The 18,066-nt window shown below is 60.4% G+C and carries 19 protein-coding genes; 6 read left to right on the forward strand and 13 right to left on the reverse strand.

Annotated features, from left to right (window positions below):
* Nucleotides 1–33: 33 nt before the first annotated feature.
* The gene (locus X741_RS160610) at nt 34–2,166 is read right to left on the reverse strand and encodes a type I secretion system permease/ATPase (RefSeq protein ID WP_023776601.1); all 2,133 of its coding nucleotides are present in this window, start codon (nt 2,164–2,166) and stop codon (nt 34–36) included.
* A 42-nt stretch (nt 2,167–2,208) separates the two neighbouring features.
* The gene (locus X741_RS160605; RefSeq protein WP_023776602.1) at nt 2,209–3,657 is read right to left on the reverse strand and encodes a TolC family protein; all 1,449 of its coding nucleotides are present in this window, start codon (nt 3,655–3,657) and stop codon (nt 2,209–2,211) included.
* Between the two features lie 325 nt (nt 3,658–3,982).
* On the opposite strand from X741_RS160605, the gene X741_RS160600 reads away from it, so the two are divergent.
* On the forward strand, nt 3,983–4,519 hold the full coding sequence (locus X741_RS160600) for a hypothetical protein (protein WP_023776603.1): 537 nt from the start codon (nt 3,983–3,985) through the stop codon (nt 4,517–4,519).
* Between the two features lie 26 nt (nt 4,520–4,545).
* Here the strand turns inward: X741_RS160600 and X741_RS160595 are convergent, their stop codons facing one another.
* The 11 genes from X741_RS160595 to X741_RS160550 all read right to left on the reverse strand — a co-directional run bounded on the left by X741_RS160595 (nt 4,546) and on the right by X741_RS160550 (nt 12,903).
* Complete coding sequence (locus X741_RS160595) at nt 4,546–5,127, reverse strand: hypothetical protein (RefSeq protein ID WP_023776604.1); 582 nt, start codon at nt 5,125–5,127, stop codon at nt 4,546–4,548.
* Nucleotides 5,124–5,702 (reverse strand): L,D-transpeptidase, encoded by a 579-nt coding sequence (locus X741_RS160590; RefSeq protein ID WP_023776605.1) that lies wholly within the window; start codon nt 5,700–5,702, stop codon nt 5,124–5,126. Before X741_RS160590 ends, X741_RS160595 begins: the two co-directional genes overlap by 4 nt.
* Complete coding sequence (locus X741_RS160585; RefSeq protein WP_023776606.1) at nt 5,686–6,849, reverse strand: AAA family ATPase; 1,164 nt, start codon at nt 6,847–6,849, stop codon at nt 5,686–5,688. Before X741_RS160585 ends, X741_RS160590 begins: the two co-directional genes overlap by 17 nt.
* The gene (locus X741_RS160580) at nt 6,846–7,481 is read right to left on the reverse strand and encodes a TadE/TadG family type IV pilus assembly protein (protein WP_023776607.1); all 636 of its coding nucleotides are present in this window, start codon (nt 7,479–7,481) and stop codon (nt 6,846–6,848) included. The genes X741_RS160585 and X741_RS160580 overlap by 4 nt, the downstream gene beginning before the upstream one ends.
* Nucleotides 7,475–7,969, reverse strand: coding sequence for a TadE/TadG family type IV pilus assembly protein (locus X741_RS160575; protein ID WP_031249817.1), 495 nt, complete (start codon nt 7,967–7,969; stop codon nt 7,475–7,477). The genes X741_RS160580 and X741_RS160575 overlap by 7 nt, the downstream gene beginning before the upstream one ends.
* A 4-nt stretch (nt 7,970–7,973) precedes the next feature.
* Complete coding sequence (locus tag X741_RS160570) at nt 7,974–9,488, reverse strand: pilus assembly protein TadG-related protein (protein WP_084018333.1); 1,515 nt, start codon at nt 9,486–9,488, stop codon at nt 7,974–7,976.
* A 71-nt stretch (nt 9,489–9,559) separates the two neighbouring features.
* Complete coding sequence (locus X741_RS160565) at nt 9,560–9,850, reverse strand: hypothetical protein (RefSeq protein WP_023776610.1); 291 nt, start codon at nt 9,848–9,850, stop codon at nt 9,560–9,562.
* On the reverse strand, nt 9,837–11,282 hold the full coding sequence (locus X741_RS160560) for a type II and III secretion system protein family protein (RefSeq protein WP_023776611.1): 1,446 nt from the start codon (nt 11,280–11,282) through the stop codon (nt 9,837–9,839). The genes X741_RS160565 and X741_RS160560 overlap by 14 nt, the downstream gene beginning before the upstream one ends.
* A 43-nt stretch (nt 11,283–11,325) precedes the next feature.
* The gene (gene cpaB / locus X741_RS160555; protein ID WP_023776612.1) at nt 11,326–12,366 is read right to left on the reverse strand and encodes a Flp pilus assembly protein CpaB; all 1,041 of its coding nucleotides are present in this window, start codon (nt 12,364–12,366) and stop codon (nt 11,326–11,328) included.
* Between the two features lie 94 nt (nt 12,367–12,460).
* Nucleotides 12,461–12,676, reverse strand: coding sequence for a Flp family type IVb pilin (locus tag X741_RS01000000166295; protein WP_023776613.1), 216 nt, complete (start codon nt 12,674–12,676; stop codon nt 12,461–12,463).
* Nucleotides 12,677–12,687: 11 nt separating this feature from the next.
* Nucleotides 12,688–12,903 (reverse strand): Flp family type IVb pilin, encoded by a 216-nt coding sequence (locus X741_RS160550; RefSeq protein WP_023776614.1) that lies wholly within the window; start codon nt 12,901–12,903, stop codon nt 12,688–12,690.
* Between the two features lie 542 nt (nt 12,904–13,445).
* Here X741_RS160550 and X741_RS160545 point away from each other — a divergent pair.
* The 5 genes from X741_RS160545 to X741_RS160530 all read left to right on the forward strand — a co-directional run bounded on the left by X741_RS160545 (nt 13,446) and on the right by X741_RS160530 (nt 18,010).
* Nucleotides 13,446–14,834, forward strand: coding sequence for a CpaF family protein (locus X741_RS160545; RefSeq protein ID WP_023776615.1), 1,389 nt, complete (start codon nt 13,446–13,448; stop codon nt 14,832–14,834).
* Nucleotides 14,834–15,805, forward strand: a complete 972-nt coding sequence (locus tag X741_RS160540) for a type II secretion system F family protein (RefSeq protein ID WP_023776616.1) — start codon at nt 14,834–14,836, stop codon at nt 15,803–15,805. Before X741_RS160545 ends, X741_RS160540 begins: the two co-directional genes overlap by 1 nt.
* Before the next feature lie 668 nt (nt 15,806–16,473).
* On the forward strand, nt 16,474–16,848 hold the full coding sequence (locus tag X741_RS1000000170780; RefSeq protein ID WP_245272655.1) for a type II secretion system F family protein: 375 nt from the start codon (nt 16,474–16,476) through the stop codon (nt 16,846–16,848).
* Nucleotides 16,849–16,913: 65 nt separating this feature from the next.
* Nucleotides 16,914–17,462, forward strand: a complete 549-nt coding sequence (locus tag X741_RS160535; protein WP_023767807.1) for a tetratricopeptide repeat protein — start codon at nt 16,914–16,916, stop codon at nt 17,460–17,462.
* A gap of 8 nt (nt 17,463–17,470) precedes the next feature.
* The gene (locus tag X741_RS160530; RefSeq protein ID WP_023767808.1) at nt 17,471–18,010 is read left to right on the forward strand and encodes a prepilin peptidase; all 540 of its coding nucleotides are present in this window, start codon (nt 17,471–17,473) and stop codon (nt 18,008–18,010) included.
* The last annotated feature ends 56 nt before the right edge of the window (nt 18,011–18,066 follow it).

Genomic DNA, 18,066 nt, shown 5'->3' on the forward strand with positions numbered 1-18,066 from the left:
CCATTATATTGATCTGGATCAATATAATTTGTCTCAAACATTTGTTTTCTGCAGCGCCTGTATGACTTGTTCTTTCGGTCCGTCGGCGACGATCTTACCCTGCTCGATCACGATCAGCCTGTCGGCCAGCTCGAGCATGCTGAAGCGGTGGGTGGAGACGATCAGCGTGGTGCCGCGGTCAAAGGCCACCTTGAGCTGCTTTATCAGCTGACGTTCCGACGCCAGGTCCATCGAGCCGGACGGCTCATCCAGGAAAACGATTTTCGGCTTGGTCAGCAGCAGCCGGGCAATCGCCACCGTCTGCCTCTGTCCACCGGAAAGATTGGTGCCACGCTCGCCGACGTTCATGTCGTAGCCACGCGGATGGCGGGAGACGAACTCGTCGACACCGGCAGCCCTGGCCGCGTCGATGATCTGCTCATCGGTCGCTTCCGGGCAGGCCATCAGCAGATTTTCCTTGATCGTGCCCGAGAACAGATCGCCGGCCTGCGCAACGATGCCGACCGCGGCGCGAACCTCCGACGGGTGGTATTGGCGGATGTCGATCCCGTCCAGCAGCAACTCGCCGGAGGTCGGCAGGAAGAGCCTGCCGATCAGCCGGCCCATGGTCGTCTTGCCGGATCCTATCCGCCCGATTATGCCGATCCGCTCGCCGGGCCTGACGGTGAAATTCAGGCCGGACAGAACCTCGTTTTCGGAACCGGGATAGACGAATCCGACGTTCTTGAATGCCATCGCGCCATTGCGGATCGGGCGGTTTACGAAGCCCACCGTGTCCGGCCGGTCTTCCGGTTGGGCCATGATCGAGTTGACCATCCGCAACGAGAGCATGGCCTGGCGAAACCGCGACAGTGTTATGGCGATCTGGCCGAGGGGGGCCACGGCCCGGCCCGCCAGCATCACCGTCCCGATGATCGCCCCTGTCGAGACGTGCCCCTCCGAAAAGGCATAAGCGCCAGCCACCACGAGGGCGACGGTGACCAGTTGCTGTATCGCCTGGGTGATGTTGCCGGCTGCCGCCGAAAGCTGCTTGATCTTCTCGGACGTGTTGGCGGCGTTCTTCGAGTGCTCGCCCCATTTGCGCAGGAGATAGGCTTCGGCGCGCAGGGATTTGATCGTTTCCAGCGTGGAGATCGACTCCACCAGCAGGGACTGGCGCTGCGAAGCCTCGTTCATCGAGGCCGCGACCCGCTTGCCGATGCGCCGCTGCGTGACCAGGCCAACGGCGACCGACGCCAGGAAGGCCACGGCCGGAATGATGACCAGCCAGCCGCCGATCGCATAGATGACCAGCAGGAAGACGAACACGAAAGCGGTGTCGATGAAGACGCTGATGGTATTCGAGGTGAAGAACTCTCTCACGAACTCATATTGCGTTATCCGGTTTGCGTACTCGCCGGTCGAACCGGGTCGCGCCGAGAGCGACGAGTTGAGCACTTTTTCGAACAGCATATACGAAATCCGAAGATCGGCCTTGCGCCCGGCATAGTCGATGAGCGACGCCCTGGCGGTCTTCAGAAGCAGGTCGAACACGATGACGGCGCCGATGCCGATGGCCAGGACCCAGAGCGTCGATATCGCCTTGTTCGGGAGGATCCTATCATACACGTTCATGGTAAAGATCGGCGAGGCGATGGCGAGCAGGTTGATGAACATCGCCGACAGCACGACTTTCGAATATGTGCGCCAGAAGCCGCCCATCGTCCCCGTCAGCCAATGTCGCCGCTCGATCTTCGGCGCCGAGCCGATGCTCATCGCCTCCGTGGCGTTGGCGTAGGTGATCGAGAAGGACACACCGCCGCTGATATAGCTGGCGGCGAGTTCCGATCGGCTGATCGCGGTTCGCCCGTCTTCCTGGGGGGCGGTGAAATAGTCGCCGCCTTCCTCCTCGGCGAGCAGGGCAACAGGCAACTGGCTGACGCGAAAGACAATCGCGGGAAGATCGATCCGCCCGCGCAGGAAATCGCGATGGCCGAACGCCCGCGCTTCCAGACCTATGCGTTCGGCAAGATTGCGGATCTCGTCGACCTCGACGCGGGTATCCGACAGCGGCACGCCGGCGAACAGCACGGTCTCGGCGCTCGGTCGGCCGAGATACGCGGCAACGGCCGAAAAGCAGGCCTTGAAAGCCTCCTTCGGCGACAGGATATGGGGTTGCTGGTTCACGATCTGCCCGCGAGGACTGTCGGTCGCGCCTTATGTCGCTGCTTACTTCTTCCTGACCGGCGCCAGAATGTCGAAGGGCAGGTCATTCTTCTGTTCCGAAGGCGTGCGCGCATAGGTTTCGGTGTCAGCCGTTTCCGGTGCGGCGAACTCGGTCCGTGCGTAGGCGTTGGCCTGCTTTGCCGGCTGGATATCCATTGTCTTCAGCAATTCCCCGGTCGCAGCCAGAAGCCGGTACTGGGCAAAGAGTGACGCATAGGATGCGGTGTCCGCCAGCGTCGCGGTGTTGAACCGCGTATTCTGCGCATCGAGCACGTCTAGCAACGAGCGCTGCCCGACCTTGAACTGTTCGCGATAGGACGCGACCAGCTTTTCGTTGGAGGCGGCCTGCAGCTTCAGGGTCTTTGCCAGGTCGGCCTGCCGGAAGCGGCGATCCCATGAGGTGCGAACGGCTTCTTCGATCTCGCGCAGAACCTGATGCATGGCGAGCCGCTGTTCGCTGGTGCGGCGGATCTGCTCCTGTTCATTGGCCTTGTCTATGCCGCCGCGATAGAGGTTCCAGCGCAACACCAGGCGCGCCTGCAGGTCGGATGTGTCGCCATTGTCGCCGTCGATGTCGTATCCGGCCCGGGCCGTGCCCTCGGCGACGATCGAGGGACCGTACTTCGCTCGGGCCGCGTCCACCAGCGAGGCCGCCGCGGCGATATCGCTGTTGGCCATGTGGACGCGCGGGTTGTTTTCTCGTGCCAGGCCCAGCGCATCGTCTAGCGACCTCGGCAGCGCGGTCGAAACGTCGCCCGGCCTCGACGCATTGGTGAGCGGTTTCCCGACGGTCTTGAAAAACCGTATCTTCGAAGCCTCCAGTTCCTCCGACGCTTCCTGCATGCGGGCCTTGGCCGCGAACAGCCGCTCCTCGGCCTGTTGCCGGTCGGCTTCGTTCAGTCCGCCGCCCGCGATGCCTTCCTGGATGTCGTGGAGGATAGCCTGATGGAAGCCCAGGTTCTTCTTCGCCTCTGAAACGATCGACGCCTGCAGCATGTATTCGAGGTAGTCCTGGACCACCGAGAGCCCGATAAATTCGGACCGCTCCAGCACGCGGAACGACGCGCCATCGACCCGCGATGCCTGACGATTGAGCTCGGCCCGCCTTGCACCGCTGTCATAGACGGTCTGTGAAACCGTCAGATCGGCTTCTGCCGGGTAGAGGTTGTCATCATCGAGGGAAAGCGCGCGACGCGACGAGTTGTCGAGACGGCGAGCCCCTCCGGATGCTTCCACGTCGACGCTGGGAAGATAGAGCCCTTTTGCCTGGCGCAATTCGAATTCGATCGCCTCGCGATTTTCTATGGCCTGGCCGATCTCGGGATTGGACTCGACGGCAACCGCCACGGCCTCCTTGAGCGTGAGGGCATTTGCACCCCCGCAAGACAGCATCGTGGCCGCCATCAAAAGACCAAGGCGCTTGCCCATGGCCGAAATGCCTGTTTTTTTCATTTAGCCCGCCCCAACTTTTCCCCAACGCCCTTTTCCGGGGCGCCACAACCAAACCTGGGCCCAAGCAAGGCCGGCCGTCGGTGGATCATCTACCAGATTACACGAAATATGTGGGTAATTATTATTTTAGGAAACGCTAAAAGTATTTTCCAGCCAGAACGTCCGCGTGATGTAGCAAAAATGGCACATAAAACCGACGTGTACGGTTAGGGAAATGTGAAGGCCGCTGCTGATGCGCCGGCCAATCTTCCTAATGGGCAATCCCGGCCGTTAAGGGTTGCGCAAGTTCTGCCGTCTATCATCGATTGCTAATGTGGAGGGCGACATGAAACGCAAGCCGATTCTGCTCTTTCTCTTTCCCGCTCTTGTCCTTGCTATCCTAGCGGGAGCGCGTATCGCGACATTCTTGCTGGGCGCCTATCCGGCGAGCCCCACAATGTGGTGGATCTGGCTTGAACTGCGGCCGTTGTCGACGATGTTCTGGCAGCAGGTCGACTTCTATCTGGACAGCTCGATGGTTCTCGATTTCACGATCCTGGCCGCCGCCTTGATCGTCAGCTGGCTTGCCTGCCACGCCCGCAAGCGGGCTCCATTCTTTCTGGCCAACCATCTGGCGCTGCTTTTCGTGGGGCTGATGATAGCAGCCAGCAGCCAATCTCAGACGGCGAGCACCATTGCCGCCTTTACGGCACCCAGCGGCCTCCAATTCTCGCTGATGGTCGATTTCTCCTGGCAGAACAGCCTGGTCCTGCTTCTGGGCACGGCCGCGTGTGTTTACTGTCACGTTGCCTTCCTCACCGAAGCGAAACAACGCGCGGAGCTGCGGGCAATGCAGCTCGTCACCCTGCAGCGGGATCTCTAAGACGCCGTCAATACCGGCACCCGCGGTCAATTGACCTTGCGGTAATAGACCTTGCCGTCCGGCTGCTCTATGCGTTGGTAGTTGGAGTTGGGGGGAGGCGGCGCCGAAGCGATCCTCTTCTTGGGCGGTCGCGGCGCCTCGATGACGCTGGCCTCGCCAGCGGTTTCGCTGTCGAGCGCCTCGGGCGCTTCCGCCACCGTGCTGGTGGTAACCTCGGATTGTTCCGCCATGTTCGGCGGACTGTTGCCGGCGACGGCGGGCGGGGTCTGCTCCAGCCTGGCAAGGCTGCCATTGATTTCGTTGAAGTTGCCCTGCAGCTGGCTGTCCAGTTTTTCGAACCGGCTCTGGAAGCCGTTGTTGACCGTATCGAGCCGCGCCGCGATCCGTTGCTCGAACGCTCCGAGCTGCTCCAGCCGCGCCTCGACGGAGCGCAGGTCGTTGATGCCCCGATAGAGATAGATGGCAGCCGCCATGTTGACCAGGGTGATCAGCAAGGCGCCGGCGGCGACGACGCCAATCGCTTTTGTGTTGCCGGGTCTGTCGACGGCGACCTGTTCGCGTTTGCCAACATCGATCGCCGGCATGCCCGGCTCGCTGATCGTCGTCATTGAACCACCACCTTGGCGCCGATCGCGACGCGCTTGAAAAGGTCGATCACATCGGTGTTGGTGAGGCGGAAGCAGCCCGATGTTCCGTCGAAGCCGACCCCTGACGGGTCATTGGTGCCGTGGATTCGGTAGAGCGTGTCATGCCCGTCCCGAGACAGATAGAGCGCCCTGGCGCCAAGCGGATTGTAGGGGCCGGCCGGCACCAATTCCGGCAGCTCCGGTTGGCGGGCACGCATTTCCTTGGGCGGGCGCCATTGCGGCCATTCCGTCTTGGCGCCGACCTTGACCACCCCGGTCCAGCCGAACCCATCGCGCCCGACGCTGATCTTGTAGCGAAGTGCCTGGCCCTGGCGCGTCACCAGGTAGAGCGCCTTCTCGTCCTTGCGGATGATGATCGTTCCGGGCTGTTCGGCGGTTTCGAAGGCGACCGTCTTGCGCAGGCTTGGACCCATGGCCGGCAGTGGCGGAGCGCCCGCGGACCCGGCATGGGCGCCGGCCGGCATCACAAGCGCCAGGCCCGCGATGCAGGCGGCCGCCAGCCCCGAGGCGATCCGATGCCTATCGGGCAGCGTCATCGAGCCGCTCTTTGAACATCGTCTTCAGATCCTTGTTGAAGCGCGCGCGCCCATCCACTTCCGAAGGCAGGATCGCCCGGTTCAGGGCATCGGCGAGAAGCGCGTTGTCGAGTGCCAGCGACTTGATGTGCGGCGCCTTGAATATCTTCTCCAGCTCGCTGCGCGAGAAGTGGTTCCCGAACCATTTGCGCTTGTGCTTGTTGGCGACGAGCGTGATGTTGACCGCGTTGCCGCGCAGTTCGCGGATCTTGCTGTAGAGCCGCTTGCCTTGCCGCAGCGACGCGACGTTGAGCTCGAACACGATGAAGATCTCGTCGCTCGTCGAAAGCACCGAATTGTGCCAGGGCGTGTCGAGATTGGGCAGGTCGATGACGATGTCGTCGAAGCGGTAGGCGACGAGGTCCAGGAGCCGGAACACGAAATCGCTGCCGTGCGGCTCGAAGGGCAGTTGCGGCCGCTCGAACGCATAGAGGGTGAGGCCGGACGGGCGCGAAAGCTTGATGACGTCCATCAGCTCGACGTCGAGCCGTTCGGGCTGGCCGATGATGCCCGTCAGGTCGAACTGGTTGAACTGGTTGATATAGGCGCCGCAATTGGCGCTCTGGAAATCGAGATCGACCAGGCAGGTCGAAGCCGCGCGCTCGGCCGATTTCGAGGCCAGGAACTCGGCCGCCGACAGCGCGAGCGTCGTGGCCCCGGCGCCGCCGCTGGCGCTGATGAAGGTGATGATGCGGCTTTTCGTTCCCTGGTTGCCGGTGTCGTGGAAGGTCACCGCGTTGAGCAGCTCCTTGCCGTCGAGCGGCTTGTGCAGCCAGTCCGAGGCGTTCATGCGCACCAGCACGCGCGTCTGCTCCGACGTCAGCTCGTCGGAGACCGCGATCAGCGGCACGGACGCCCACAGCGCGCGCGCCTCGACGATGCCGGGCCTGCCGAGCAGCCCGCCGCTGCCGAGATCGAGGATGACGATGCCCGGGCGCGCATCGGCAGGCGGGCCCTTGAGAAAATCGTCCGTCTCGGAAACCCTGACGTCATAGATCGCCAGCGCATCGAGCCGCGTCGCCACCTCGCGCTTGAAATTCGGATCCGACGAGAACAGCGCCACCTGCTTTCGCTTGGTCGGCGTAACCTTGGTGTTCATCGCGTTCATGGCCAGGTGCTTTTCATGTCTTCGCCCGTGACCGTGCTCAGCATGGAGGGCATGGTGATGGTTCCGAGACCGAGAAACCCGGCCAGAAAGAAGAACTGGAAGGGATGTTTTTCAATGCTGACGGTGATCGTTGGTACCGGGCCGCTTGGGCGCGTCCAGTAGCCGAGCCCGGACGCCTGATACTGAATCTGGACCTCGGATCTCAGAAGGGTCGGCAGGAATGTCAGCATTCCCGGTCGGCTGCTGCTGCCGCTGAAGATGAAGTCGAAAGCCGCCTGGTTCACATTGAGATTTTGGCATGTGGCGCCTGTTCCACAGATGCAAGATGCAGCTCCGGCGGCATTGGCCGTACAGATGTAGCTGTAGGTGTTGGCCGGAACCGCCTTTCCCACATTCAGTGGGTCGCTGGGTGTTTTTGCCTCAAGCAGAAGTCCGCTGGCGATCGGAGCGGAAATCTGCGCCAGCCTGGCGCCGGCCTGCACCGCTTTGTTACCGGCATTCCATTGGTAGAAGGCGTAGCCAAAGTCGACGAAACCAAGCAGCAGAGTCAGCAGCACGGGCATTGCAATGGCCGCCTCCACCATTGTCGCGCCGGATTGGTTTCTCCAGAACGTGCCGCGCGGCATCACCATCCTAAGACACGCTCCTGATGGAAAACATTGAGCGTAAGGTTGGCAAAGCCAAGATAGGACCAGAGGCCTAGAGTAGGATATGGATATGCCGTGCTGACCTGCACCACAATGACCGTGCCGGTGCTGCTGAGATAGAGCTCGGTGCCGGTCGAATCGATCGCCTGGAGCGATTGCACTGGCGTGATGGTGACTTGACCCACGGTCCACCCGGTAACCCTCTGGCTGCCGTTCGTGACGGCCCCGTTTACCGCGAGGTTTTTCGCCAACGTTGAACAAGTATTCCAGTCGCTGCTGCAGCGCGCCATATAGCGAGCGGCATCCTCGACGCCAGCCGCGAGAAGCAGACGCGTGTTGAAGATGTTCGAGAATTCGAAGACGCCGGCCGACAGCAGCAGCACGAGCGGCATGACGATAGCTATCTCGACCAAGGCGGCGCCTTGTTCGTCATGGTGGAACCGCTGGAGGAACTGCCTCAGTTTGATGAACATGGCGCTACCGGTACAACTGCGCTTCGTTGCGAAACGCCTTGTCGACAAGGGTGTTGTTGGCAAAGCCGCCATCGACATCGACGATCTCCAGGCTGATCGGCTTCTCACCGGCAGTCGAATCCTCGTCGTCTTTGCTATTGTCCTGCTTCTGGATTGGCGTGTTGATGAAGACGCTTGCGTAGCCGTCGGGCTTGATCGAGACATGGCCGTTTAGCTTGGCCTGATTGGCGATGCAGTTGACGATCGCCATGTTGAGTAGCCGGCGATCTGGATCGAGTGTCGGGTTAGGGCCCTTGTAGCAGGATGGATCGCCGCTTTCCTTGGTCGGATTCAGCGACTTGTCACCAACAAGGCTTTTGGCGATCTCGTACTTGTAGACGTCATATCTTGATGCGGGAGCGCTCGTGGAGCCGGTCGGGTTGGTGGTGCTGGGGACGTTCGGATACGCCGTCCCGTGGTTGACCTGCCAGTAACTTGTCCAGAAGCTCTGCGATCCGATCGCGTCGGACATTCCCTTCGCATCGACGTAGTTGGTGCCCGGAGGCAAAGGCAACGCGGTGTTGTCCGTCACGGGATCGTACTTGCTGCAGCCGGTCTTCTGGCCCTTGCGAACGTTGGTCGCCGGCCTGTAATTGGAGTCTTTGCTGCTCTTGTTCAACGAGCCGCTGTACAGATCGAACCGGACATTGAGACCAGTATTGACCTGGCCGAGGGTGACGCCGGTTTTCGTGGTGAGGGCGTCGCGGCTGTAGCAGGTACCAGACGTGCCCATCGCTATAGCATCGCGCAATGAACTCAGGTTGTTGTCGATCAGCCCGAAATTGCCAGGCCCAGGATTGCTGTCGACCTTCAGGACGCGGAATTCGCGGCTGTAGGTGTCGCCTGAGGCAAAGGCTTGCTGGATCGTCTTGCTGGTCGAAGAATCCGTTGTCTCGAACGGGTTGCACATGAACAGCGGGACAGTTTCGCAGATCGACTGAACGAACCCGGCCACCGCCTGCGGCTGGATTTCCATGGTGTCCTTGCTGCCGACCAGACTTGCCGGAAAGATCGTCGCGAAGGCACCTGCGCCAGCCGCAACGCCGGAAGCGTTGATCGTCACTTCAGCGAATGAAACAGCCTTGGGATCGGTGCTTGCCCAGTTTGTGCCATCGGCATCGACGCCGGCAGCGCTCAATGCGGTTTCGTCGCTGGCGGGGATGCCGGTCAGATACTTGACGGTCACATCGGCCAAAACCAGCGGATGATCGCCCGATGTCGAAAACAGGGTGTTGTTGGAGACGAGGGTCGTCACGGCCAAGTTGGCCCGGGTGATGGAATCCGATCTGCCGTCCAGTTCCGCCGCGGCGGCAAGCGCCATCGCGTCGATACCCTTCTGCAGATCGTTGTGCAGCCCGTTGAGCCGGCTCATGTCGATGGCCAGCACCGAGAAGCCGATAAGCACGGGTAGCATGATGGCCACCAGGATCATCGCTACGCCGTGTTGATCGTTCCAGAAGGCTCGAATGGTCCCCAACATGACCTTACTCTCTGCTTTCCTGCGCCAAGGCCCCCCGCTTGCCCGGCGCCCTCCGCATCCCTCTGTTCAGCTCACGGCGTCACGCCGGACCCGCCAACATTGACCGTGATCGCCGGCGGTGGGGGCGGCGGCGGCGGAAATTTGTAGTTGTGCGCGACAAGCGCGGCGCGCGTGCCGTCGCCTTCGATATGTGTGTTCCTGGAATTTGGATTGAGCGGATCCACCGTCTGCAGCATCGAATTGAACTTCTGCGTGTCGCCGGCGGCCAGGGTCACCGAATCGTAGTGGTTGAGATAGTCGGCGGCGCAGCCCGTCAGCGCACCGGCGCACAGAATGAGGATCAAGGCGCTATTTCTTGACATAGAGCATCTTGTCCTTCGATTTGAAGTCGAGCATGTGGCCATAGGGGCCGGTGACGCCGTCGCCCGTTTCATATTTGCGGATCATGTCCTTGTTCACCTCGAGCTGGCCGAGCACGAAGAACTCGGGATCGTTGGCCGGCCGCGTCTTGTCGAACGGCGTCGCCAGCTGTTCGCCGGGCTTCACCGGCCGCACGATGTGCGGCGTGACGATGACGACCAGCTCGGTTTCTTCCTTCTGGTTGCTCGAATTGCGGAACAGCGTGCCGATCACCGGCACCTGGCCGAGCCAGGGCACCTGCTCCTGAAGCTTGGTGGTCTTGCTCGACAGCAGCCCTCCGACGGCGAAGCTCTGGCCGTCGCGAAGTTCGACGACGGTATTCAATTTGCGGTTGGTGAAGATCGGATCGCCCGCGGTGGTGAAGCCGGTCAGGTCACTCACTTCCGGCGCCAGCTTCATATGGATCTTGCCGTCGTCGAGTACGACCGGCGTGAACAGGAGATTGACGCCGAATTGCTTGTACGTGATGGTTACCTGACCATCGTTGCCCACGACACGGATAGGGACTTCGCCGCCGGCGTTGAAGCTGGCTGGCTCGCCGGAAAGCGTTGTCAGGTTGGGATTTGCAAGCGTGCGCACGACCCCCTTGGCCTCAAGCGCTTCAATGATCAGGTCGACCTTGATGTTGCTGTCAATGACGCGGGTGATCAGAGCCGCGAAGGGATTGCTGGTCGACAGCAGGCCGGTGAGCAGATCGCCCGGGCCGAGCACTAAATTGTCCTTGTCGACGGTGGCGATGCCGGTTGCGGCGCGTGTCGTGCCGCTGCCGTTCGTGCTCCTGATCGACACGCCGAGGTCGCGACCGGCATTGCGCTTGGCTTCCAGCACGCGCACTTCCAGATTGACCTGCTGGCTGTCATCCACGGTGACTGAATTGATGATGGCGTCAGGACCATATTGCTGCGCCACCTGCATGATGGCTTCCAGCGTGGCGCCATCCTTGACATGGCCGCCAAGCCTGACCTTGCCGTTGATCGAACCGATTTCGATGCGCGACCGTGGCGCCACCTGGCGGATGGCTGCCGCCATGTCGCTGACATCGACGCCGACCTCGACCTGGATGACGCCGAGCGAGCGCTTGTCGGTGGAGAACAGATTGACCGTGGTTGTACCGGCGCCCTTGCCGATGACATAGAGCGTCCGATCGGTCATGGGCTGCGCATCGGCGATCTTCTCGTCGCCGACGACAATGTCACCCAGATTGGCATTCACCTGCAGCGTCACCGATTGCGACATCGGCAGGAAAACACGATGGACGCTAGGGTTCGACACGTCGATAAATCTGTCGGCCGCATCGGCCGCGAGGCTCGTCAGCAACAACGCGCCCAGACAGGACAACGCCGCCGCCGCCTTCCTCAACCAAGACCCCTGCATCCCCGTCTCCCCAATCGCCGCCAAACTCATCGCCGCGCCGTTGTTATGGTTGTCGCGGCACGTCGTATGTCTCGAGCTTCACACCCCGGAAAACGCCCACAGTCACCTGTTTTGGCGGTTCCGGCTGCACGTATTTGACCACTTCCTTGACGACTTCCCGGACTTCCGGCGCCGACACCACGGCCGGAGCCGGTTTCACCTTGCCCAATTCGTCAAGGCGGCTTCCCACCTTCTCCACGGCCTGGGTGAGCCCGGCAATCTTGTCGTCCGCGCGCTTCCGCTCCTCGGCAGCGGCAGCTTCCGCTGCTGCCTTCTTGTCGAGCTCGGCCTGCCTTTTGGCAACGTCGTCGGGGGTTTCGCCGGTCAGATCCGACAGCGTCACCCGTTCGGTCGTCTCGCCCTTGCTGGCCGCGGCCTGGCGCAGCGCCAGCGACAATTGGCCGGCGCCCGCCGCCAAAGTCAGCTTCTGCGCATCCTTGGTGCTGGCCTCCAGTGTCACGGATTTCACCACCGTCGGGCTATCCTTGCTCTCGTCAGCCACCTGGTCGACGGCAAGCACCTTCATACTTTGCAGCAAGACATCGACAAAACTTTTGTCCGTACCGTCGTCGCCGCGCGCGGTGCGCGTCAGGAGTATGTCGACCCGGTCGCCGGGGAAGACAAAGCCGGCAACGCCGAGCACGTCGTTGACCCTGATGGAAACGGCCTTCATGCCTTCGCCAAGCACCGCCGAAAGCGTGGCGCGCTGGCCGGGGCCGGTGATCTTGGTGGCCAGGACAGGCTCGTTGGTGCCGATAGCCTGCAACGCCTGCTTGGTGCCTTCGCCAGCCAGCGCTTCTTTCGTTGTCTTGAAAGCGCCGGCCGGAACCGCGCCCGCCGGCCAGGCGATTTCGCGCAGCTTGTCCTCGGTCAGCATGTCGCCGAATTTCAAGGGTTCAGCCGCCACCACGACCGTGTCGCGCGGGACGTCGTCCGTCCGCGCCATCGCGTTGCGCTGGCTGGCCAGCCAGATATTGGCGAGCACCACCGCCAGGACGCCGAACACGCCGGCGAGAACGATCATGATAAGCGTATTAGCGCGCATTTTTCTACCCCACCATCGCTCACCGAGCGAATGTCAGCCCCTTCAAAGCGCAAGGTTCTGGGCCGAAATCGAGCGATTTCGGCCCAGAAAGTTTTCAGCAAGTGCCACCGGCAGTGCCAGTTTTGGATATGCCACTGCCGTTCAGGTTCGCGCAAAGACCAGTAAACTGGCTGCCGACCCATCCGCCGATAGCAATAACCGCAACAATCGATGCCGCTGCGATGATGCCGATCAGGATAGAGTATTCCACCATGGCAGCGCCGTTCTCATCGGCTTGGAACTGCCTGGCTACGTCGATAAGCCGAGTCATGGCTATCTCTCTTAGCAGGTGCCGGTGCCGGTGCCGGCGGCGTTGAGTCCCTTGTTGTTCAGCTTCACGCAAAGGCCGGTGAACTGACTGCCGACCCATCCGCCGATAGCGATGACCGCGACAATCGATGCCGCGGCAATGATACCGATCAGGATAGAGTATTCGACCATGGCAGCGCCGTTTTCGTCGTCGCGGAACTGCCGGGTCATCGTCATGAGCTTCTTCATGTCAATTTCTCCCTTTGGAGGTTTGAACCCGACGAGACAGAGCCAAGGATGTACCCCATACCCAGCATCCCCCGTCATCTCGATCCTAGGTCCCGAGAAATTGCCGAGTCAAACGGGATTAATGGTTCCTTAACTCTCCAATACATGAACTGGCGAGCTCAACGCGGCCCTAAATTTCAGCAAGAGCTTGATTCGGCTAATTTTTCAAGCGCTCTTAACCATTCGTTCACAATTATGTCGCCCGGCTAATTGAGTAATCCTTAATTTAGCTAGTTGGCATATTCTTTTATATCTAAGGGCTTAAGAGCCGATTGCCGGATGAGGTCACCTGCCCGAGGCACGCAGGGGTTGCAGGATACTCGTAGCTAAAGGCGCCACCACAATTTGAGCAATGCAAAGGTGAAAATAAAAACGATTTTTTTCCGCAGCGGTCCTTAACTATGTTGAAAGTATTGACTGCCTGCAGGCGTTCTGACGCTTGTGCCGCACGTGGTTAATGTTTAGTTTCGCCTAATATGCAGTGAAGGGGAGCATAGGGGATTATGCTGGGGCGGTTTATCAAGGGGGCGAGCGAGCAGCCGGTAGCCACCAAGGCCGAGTCGTTGGCGGTTCTGCCTGTCGCGCCGGTCCTTTCGCCGGCTTCCGACATTGAGTCCCACGGCGATAATTTCCTGACACTAAAGGTCGAGCTTCATCGCCATTTGATCGATCGGTTCAATCTGACCGCGCTTGAAAGTGCCTCCAAGGATGAGATCCTGAATGAGATCCTTCCGATCGTTCGAGAGTTTGTCCGGAACCGAAACGTGCCGCTGAACGCGCGTGAGCTTGACCAAATTACCAGCGAAACCGCCGACGAGATGCTCGGACTCGGGCCGATCGAACCGCTGCTCAAGGACGACACGATCACCGACATAATGATCAACACCCACAAACGCGTCTTTATCGAGCGACGCGGCATCGTCGAAGAGACGGCCATCCGGTTTCGCGACGAGGCGCATCTGCTGCGGGTCATCAACAAGATCGTCTCGAACATCGGCAGGCGCGTCGATGAGTCCTCGCCGATGGTCGATGCCCGGCTGGATGACGGCTCACGCGTCAATATCGCGGTACGACCGATTTCCGTCGACGGCCCGCTGGTCTCGATCCGCAAATTCTCCAAGAATCCCTATTCGCTCGAACGTTTGATGGCATTCAATTCAATCCGGCCGCCGATGATCGAACTGCTGCGCATCGCTGTCCAGGCACGCAAGTCGATCCTGGTTTCCGGCGGTACCGGCAGCGGCAAGACGACGTTGCTCAATGCGCTGTCGAGTTACATTCCCTCAAGGGAACGCCTGATCACCATCGAGGATGCGGCTGAGCTGCAGCTGCAGCAGCCGCATGTCGGCCGGCTCGAGACGCGCCCGCCCAATGTCGAGGGCAAGGGCGAGGTCCGCCAACGCGAGCTGCTGAAGAACGCACTGCGCATGCGGCCCGACCGCATCATCGTCGGCGAAGTTCGCGGCGAGGAAGCCTTCGACATGCTGCAGGCGATGAACACCGGCCACGAGGGCTCGATGACCACCATCCATGCCAACACGCCGCGCGACGCGATCTCGCGGCTGGAGCAGATGGTGGGCATGGCCGGCATGCCGATGACCCACGAGTCCATTCGCGCCCAGATCGCTTCGGCCATCGACATCATCGTGCAGACCCAGCGCCTGTCGGACGGCGGCAGGCGCGTGACGTCTATTTCCGAACTGACCGGCATGGAAGGCAATATCGTACAACTGCAGGAGATCTACAGCTTCGTACGGCGCGAGGTGACCTCGGACGGCAAGGTCATCGGGGAGTTCCGCGCCACCGGCGTTCGTCCGCGTTTTGCGCCGGAGGCAGCGACGCTCGGGCATCATTTTGCCAAGGATGCCTTCAACCCACAGGTTGCCCTCTGATGCCGACCGGCCAGGCATTGCTATATTTTATCTATATGCTGGCGGCGGCTTCGGTCATTCTCGCCGGCGAGGCCCTGTATCTTTCCTTTGCCGGGCGCCGATCCCGGATTGGGGTGATCAACCACCGGCTGCGGCGGCTGGCGGACGAAGCGCCAGCGGAACAGACCCTGCAGGGATTGCTGCGCGAACGTGGACTGACGGAATCAGGCGATTTTCTATTCGGGATGATCTGGCTGAACAGGCTTTACACCCAGTCCGGCATCACCGGAAACCCAATGGTTTTCGCCGCGACGTTTCTCAGCGCCGGACTGGCGATTTCGTTGCTGATGTCGGTCCTGTTGCATTTCTCCACCTTGGCGTCGCTCATCGCTTTTCTGGTGATCGGAGTTGGGCTGCCGCTTCTCGTTCTTCGCCGCGCCCGCAACAAGCGCATTCTGAAATTTGCAAAACAGCTCCCGGATGCGCTCGACATGATCGTCCGTTCGCTGCGCGCCGGACATCCGGCTTCGGTCGCGGTCGCGCTCGTAGCGCGCGAAATGCCTGATCCGCTCGGCACCGAATTCGGCATTGTTTCCGACGAAATCACATTTGGTCTCAGCATCGAGCAAGCCGTGCGGAAGCTGTCGCAACGCGTTGGCTTCGAGGGCCTTCACCTGCTGTCGATCTCGCTGTCGATCCAGGCCAAGACGGGTGGCAATCTTACCGGGATCCTGTCCAATCTTTCCGTGGTGCTGCGCGAGAGGCAGAAACTCAGGATGAAGATCAGGGCACTTTCGGGAGAGGGCCGTGTATCCGCATGGATCATCTCACTGTTTCCCATTGTGATGTTCCTGATTCTTCTGCTGCTTGCCCCGTCCTATTACGGCTCCGTCTGGGGCAATCCGCTGATCTTGCCGGTATTCACGATTTTCGGGCTGTGGGCGCTATTGGGTGACTTCATCATGTACCGCATGGTCAATTTCGATTTCTGACGGGAGCGAAGCAAAAACTTGTTTTCGATCATCCAGGATCTGAGCTTTTTGATCTCAGCTGCCGTCTTCGTGGCGGCGGTTGCGCTATTTCTGTTCGGCGCGCTTGTGTTCCTCCCGGCGCTGCAGACGCGGACGCTGGTTGCGCAAAGCCTGAAGACGGAAGGGATTGCCGATCGCCGCTCGCTCGCTGGACAGGAACTGCTCGCGAAGATATCCGCGCAGCGACCAGTCGACGCCTATTTCCGGTCGATGGAGAAGGAACGGGACGAACCAAATGCGCTCGAGGCGAAGCTGTTTCGAGCCGGCTTCTATCAGACCAGCGCTCCGCTCATTTACACCTTGTCACGGCTTGCTGCTGCCTGTGCCGGTTTTCTGGCTGCCTATGCGCTCTTGTCGCGAGTTCTCCCGCCTCAAATGCCCGGTTTCATAGGCTTTGCCGGTTCTGCTCTTTTCGGGCTCGCATGCATCGTGGTGCCCAGCATTCTGCTTGATCGCTTCGAGAGTGCGCAGAAGGAAGTCTATCGCCGCGCCTTTCCTGATTTCATGGATATGATGATCACCTGCGCGGATGCGGGCATGAGCCTGGAAGCAGCGGTGGAGCGTGTCAGCAGCGAACTGGCTGGCACCCATAAATGGCTCGGCATCCAGCTTTCAATCATGANGCAGCGGTGGAGCGTGTCAGCAGCGAACTGGCTGGCACCCATAAATGGCTCGGCATCCAGCTTTCAATCATGAATCTGCAGCTGCGTGCCGGAAAGCCGCTGCGCGAGGCGCTGCGCGACCTCGCCGACCGAATCGGCCTTGACGAGGCGAGGGCGCTGGCCGTCCTTTTTCGGCAGTCGGAAGAGCTCGGCACCAGCCTGACCGACGCTTTGCGCGTCTACAGCGAAGAGATGCGCAGCCAGAGAATTCTTCATGCCGAAGAACGCGCCAACTCCTTGCCCGTCAAAATGATGATTCCGTTGGGGCTGTGCATCTTCCCGGTGGTGATGATGGTGATCATGTTGCCGGTGATCATTCGCATGAAGGGCATTTTCTTCTGAAACCGTATATGCTTTGATTCTAAAACAGAGTCGCAGGACTCTCGGGGGATAAAATGACAGGGCCAATGCGCCTCTCAGTCGCAGCCGCAGCCAGTCTGTTGATGATGGCGCTTGTTGGCTGCCAGACGAACGGCGCGGACACCACGGGTGGTGTCGTCCGCACCAACGAGCCGTCGAAAGGCGACGTAACGTCGTTTGGCGATGCCTTCGACGGGTTGAAGACGGTCAGCGACGTCGAATATTACGCCTCGGACCAGGCCGTCGCGGAAGCCAAGAACCAGTTTCGCGCCGAGAATTACGGCAATGCCGGCGCCTTGTTCTTCAAGGCGACGCAGCTCGCCCCCAATGACGGCGGCGCCTGGATGGGGCTGGCCGCCTGTACCGACCGGATCCACCGCTTCGATCTTTCCGACAGGGCCTATGGCCGAGCCTTCAAGCTGATGGGTGCGTCGCCCGAATATTACAACAATGTCGGCTATTCCTATCTGCTGCGCGGCAAGCTGCAGGATGCCCGCGCGAATTTCCTCAAGGCTTATGAGCTGGCACCCAACGACCCTACGGTAGCCAACAATCTGAAGCTGCTGTCATCCAGCGTGCAGAATATAGAACGGTAGGCAATCCAATGCTGCTCGCCGTCGCGCTTCTGTTCAAAGCTTTCGCCATTTTGCTCCTTGCAAAAATCGCCTGGACGGATTTCAGCGTGCAGAAGATCACCAACCGCGACGTATTGCTGTTGCTCTGCTTGGGACTTGCCGCGCTGCAACTGCATTCACTGCAGACCGGCTCGTGGCTGGAGATGGGCATCAGTGCGATTGGCGGCTCCATCCTGTTCGTCGCACTCTTTCCATTCTGGCTGTTACGCAAGATTGGGGCTGGCGATGTGAAACTGTTGAGCGTCACCCCCTTTCTCATCGGGGGAAGCAACCTTGCCGTCTTTTCCGTGTTGCTGTTGGTCTTTGCGATCGCCACGGCCGCACTGGTCAAGAATCCCTTTTTGCTGCCAGCAGGACTATTTCGCCATTATGTCGAGCACATGGATCGCAAAGGCGTCGTACCCTTTGGCGTCCCCATATCGGCGGCAGCCATATGCGCGATGGTTACGCAGATATATTCGGCGCTGGTGGTCGCCACCAGTTCGGGAATTCTGAATCAGCTTAACTGACGGTAGTCCGCTCCGCCATGCGAAGCGCGGGCCATCCAGCCGCATTCAGCGGCAAC

The sequence above is a fragment of the Mesorhizobium sp. LNHC221B00 genome, from assembly GCF_000502935.1.
Classification (GTDB): Bacteria; Pseudomonadota; Alphaproteobacteria; order Rhizobiales; family Rhizobiaceae; genus Mesorhizobium; species Mesorhizobium opportunistum.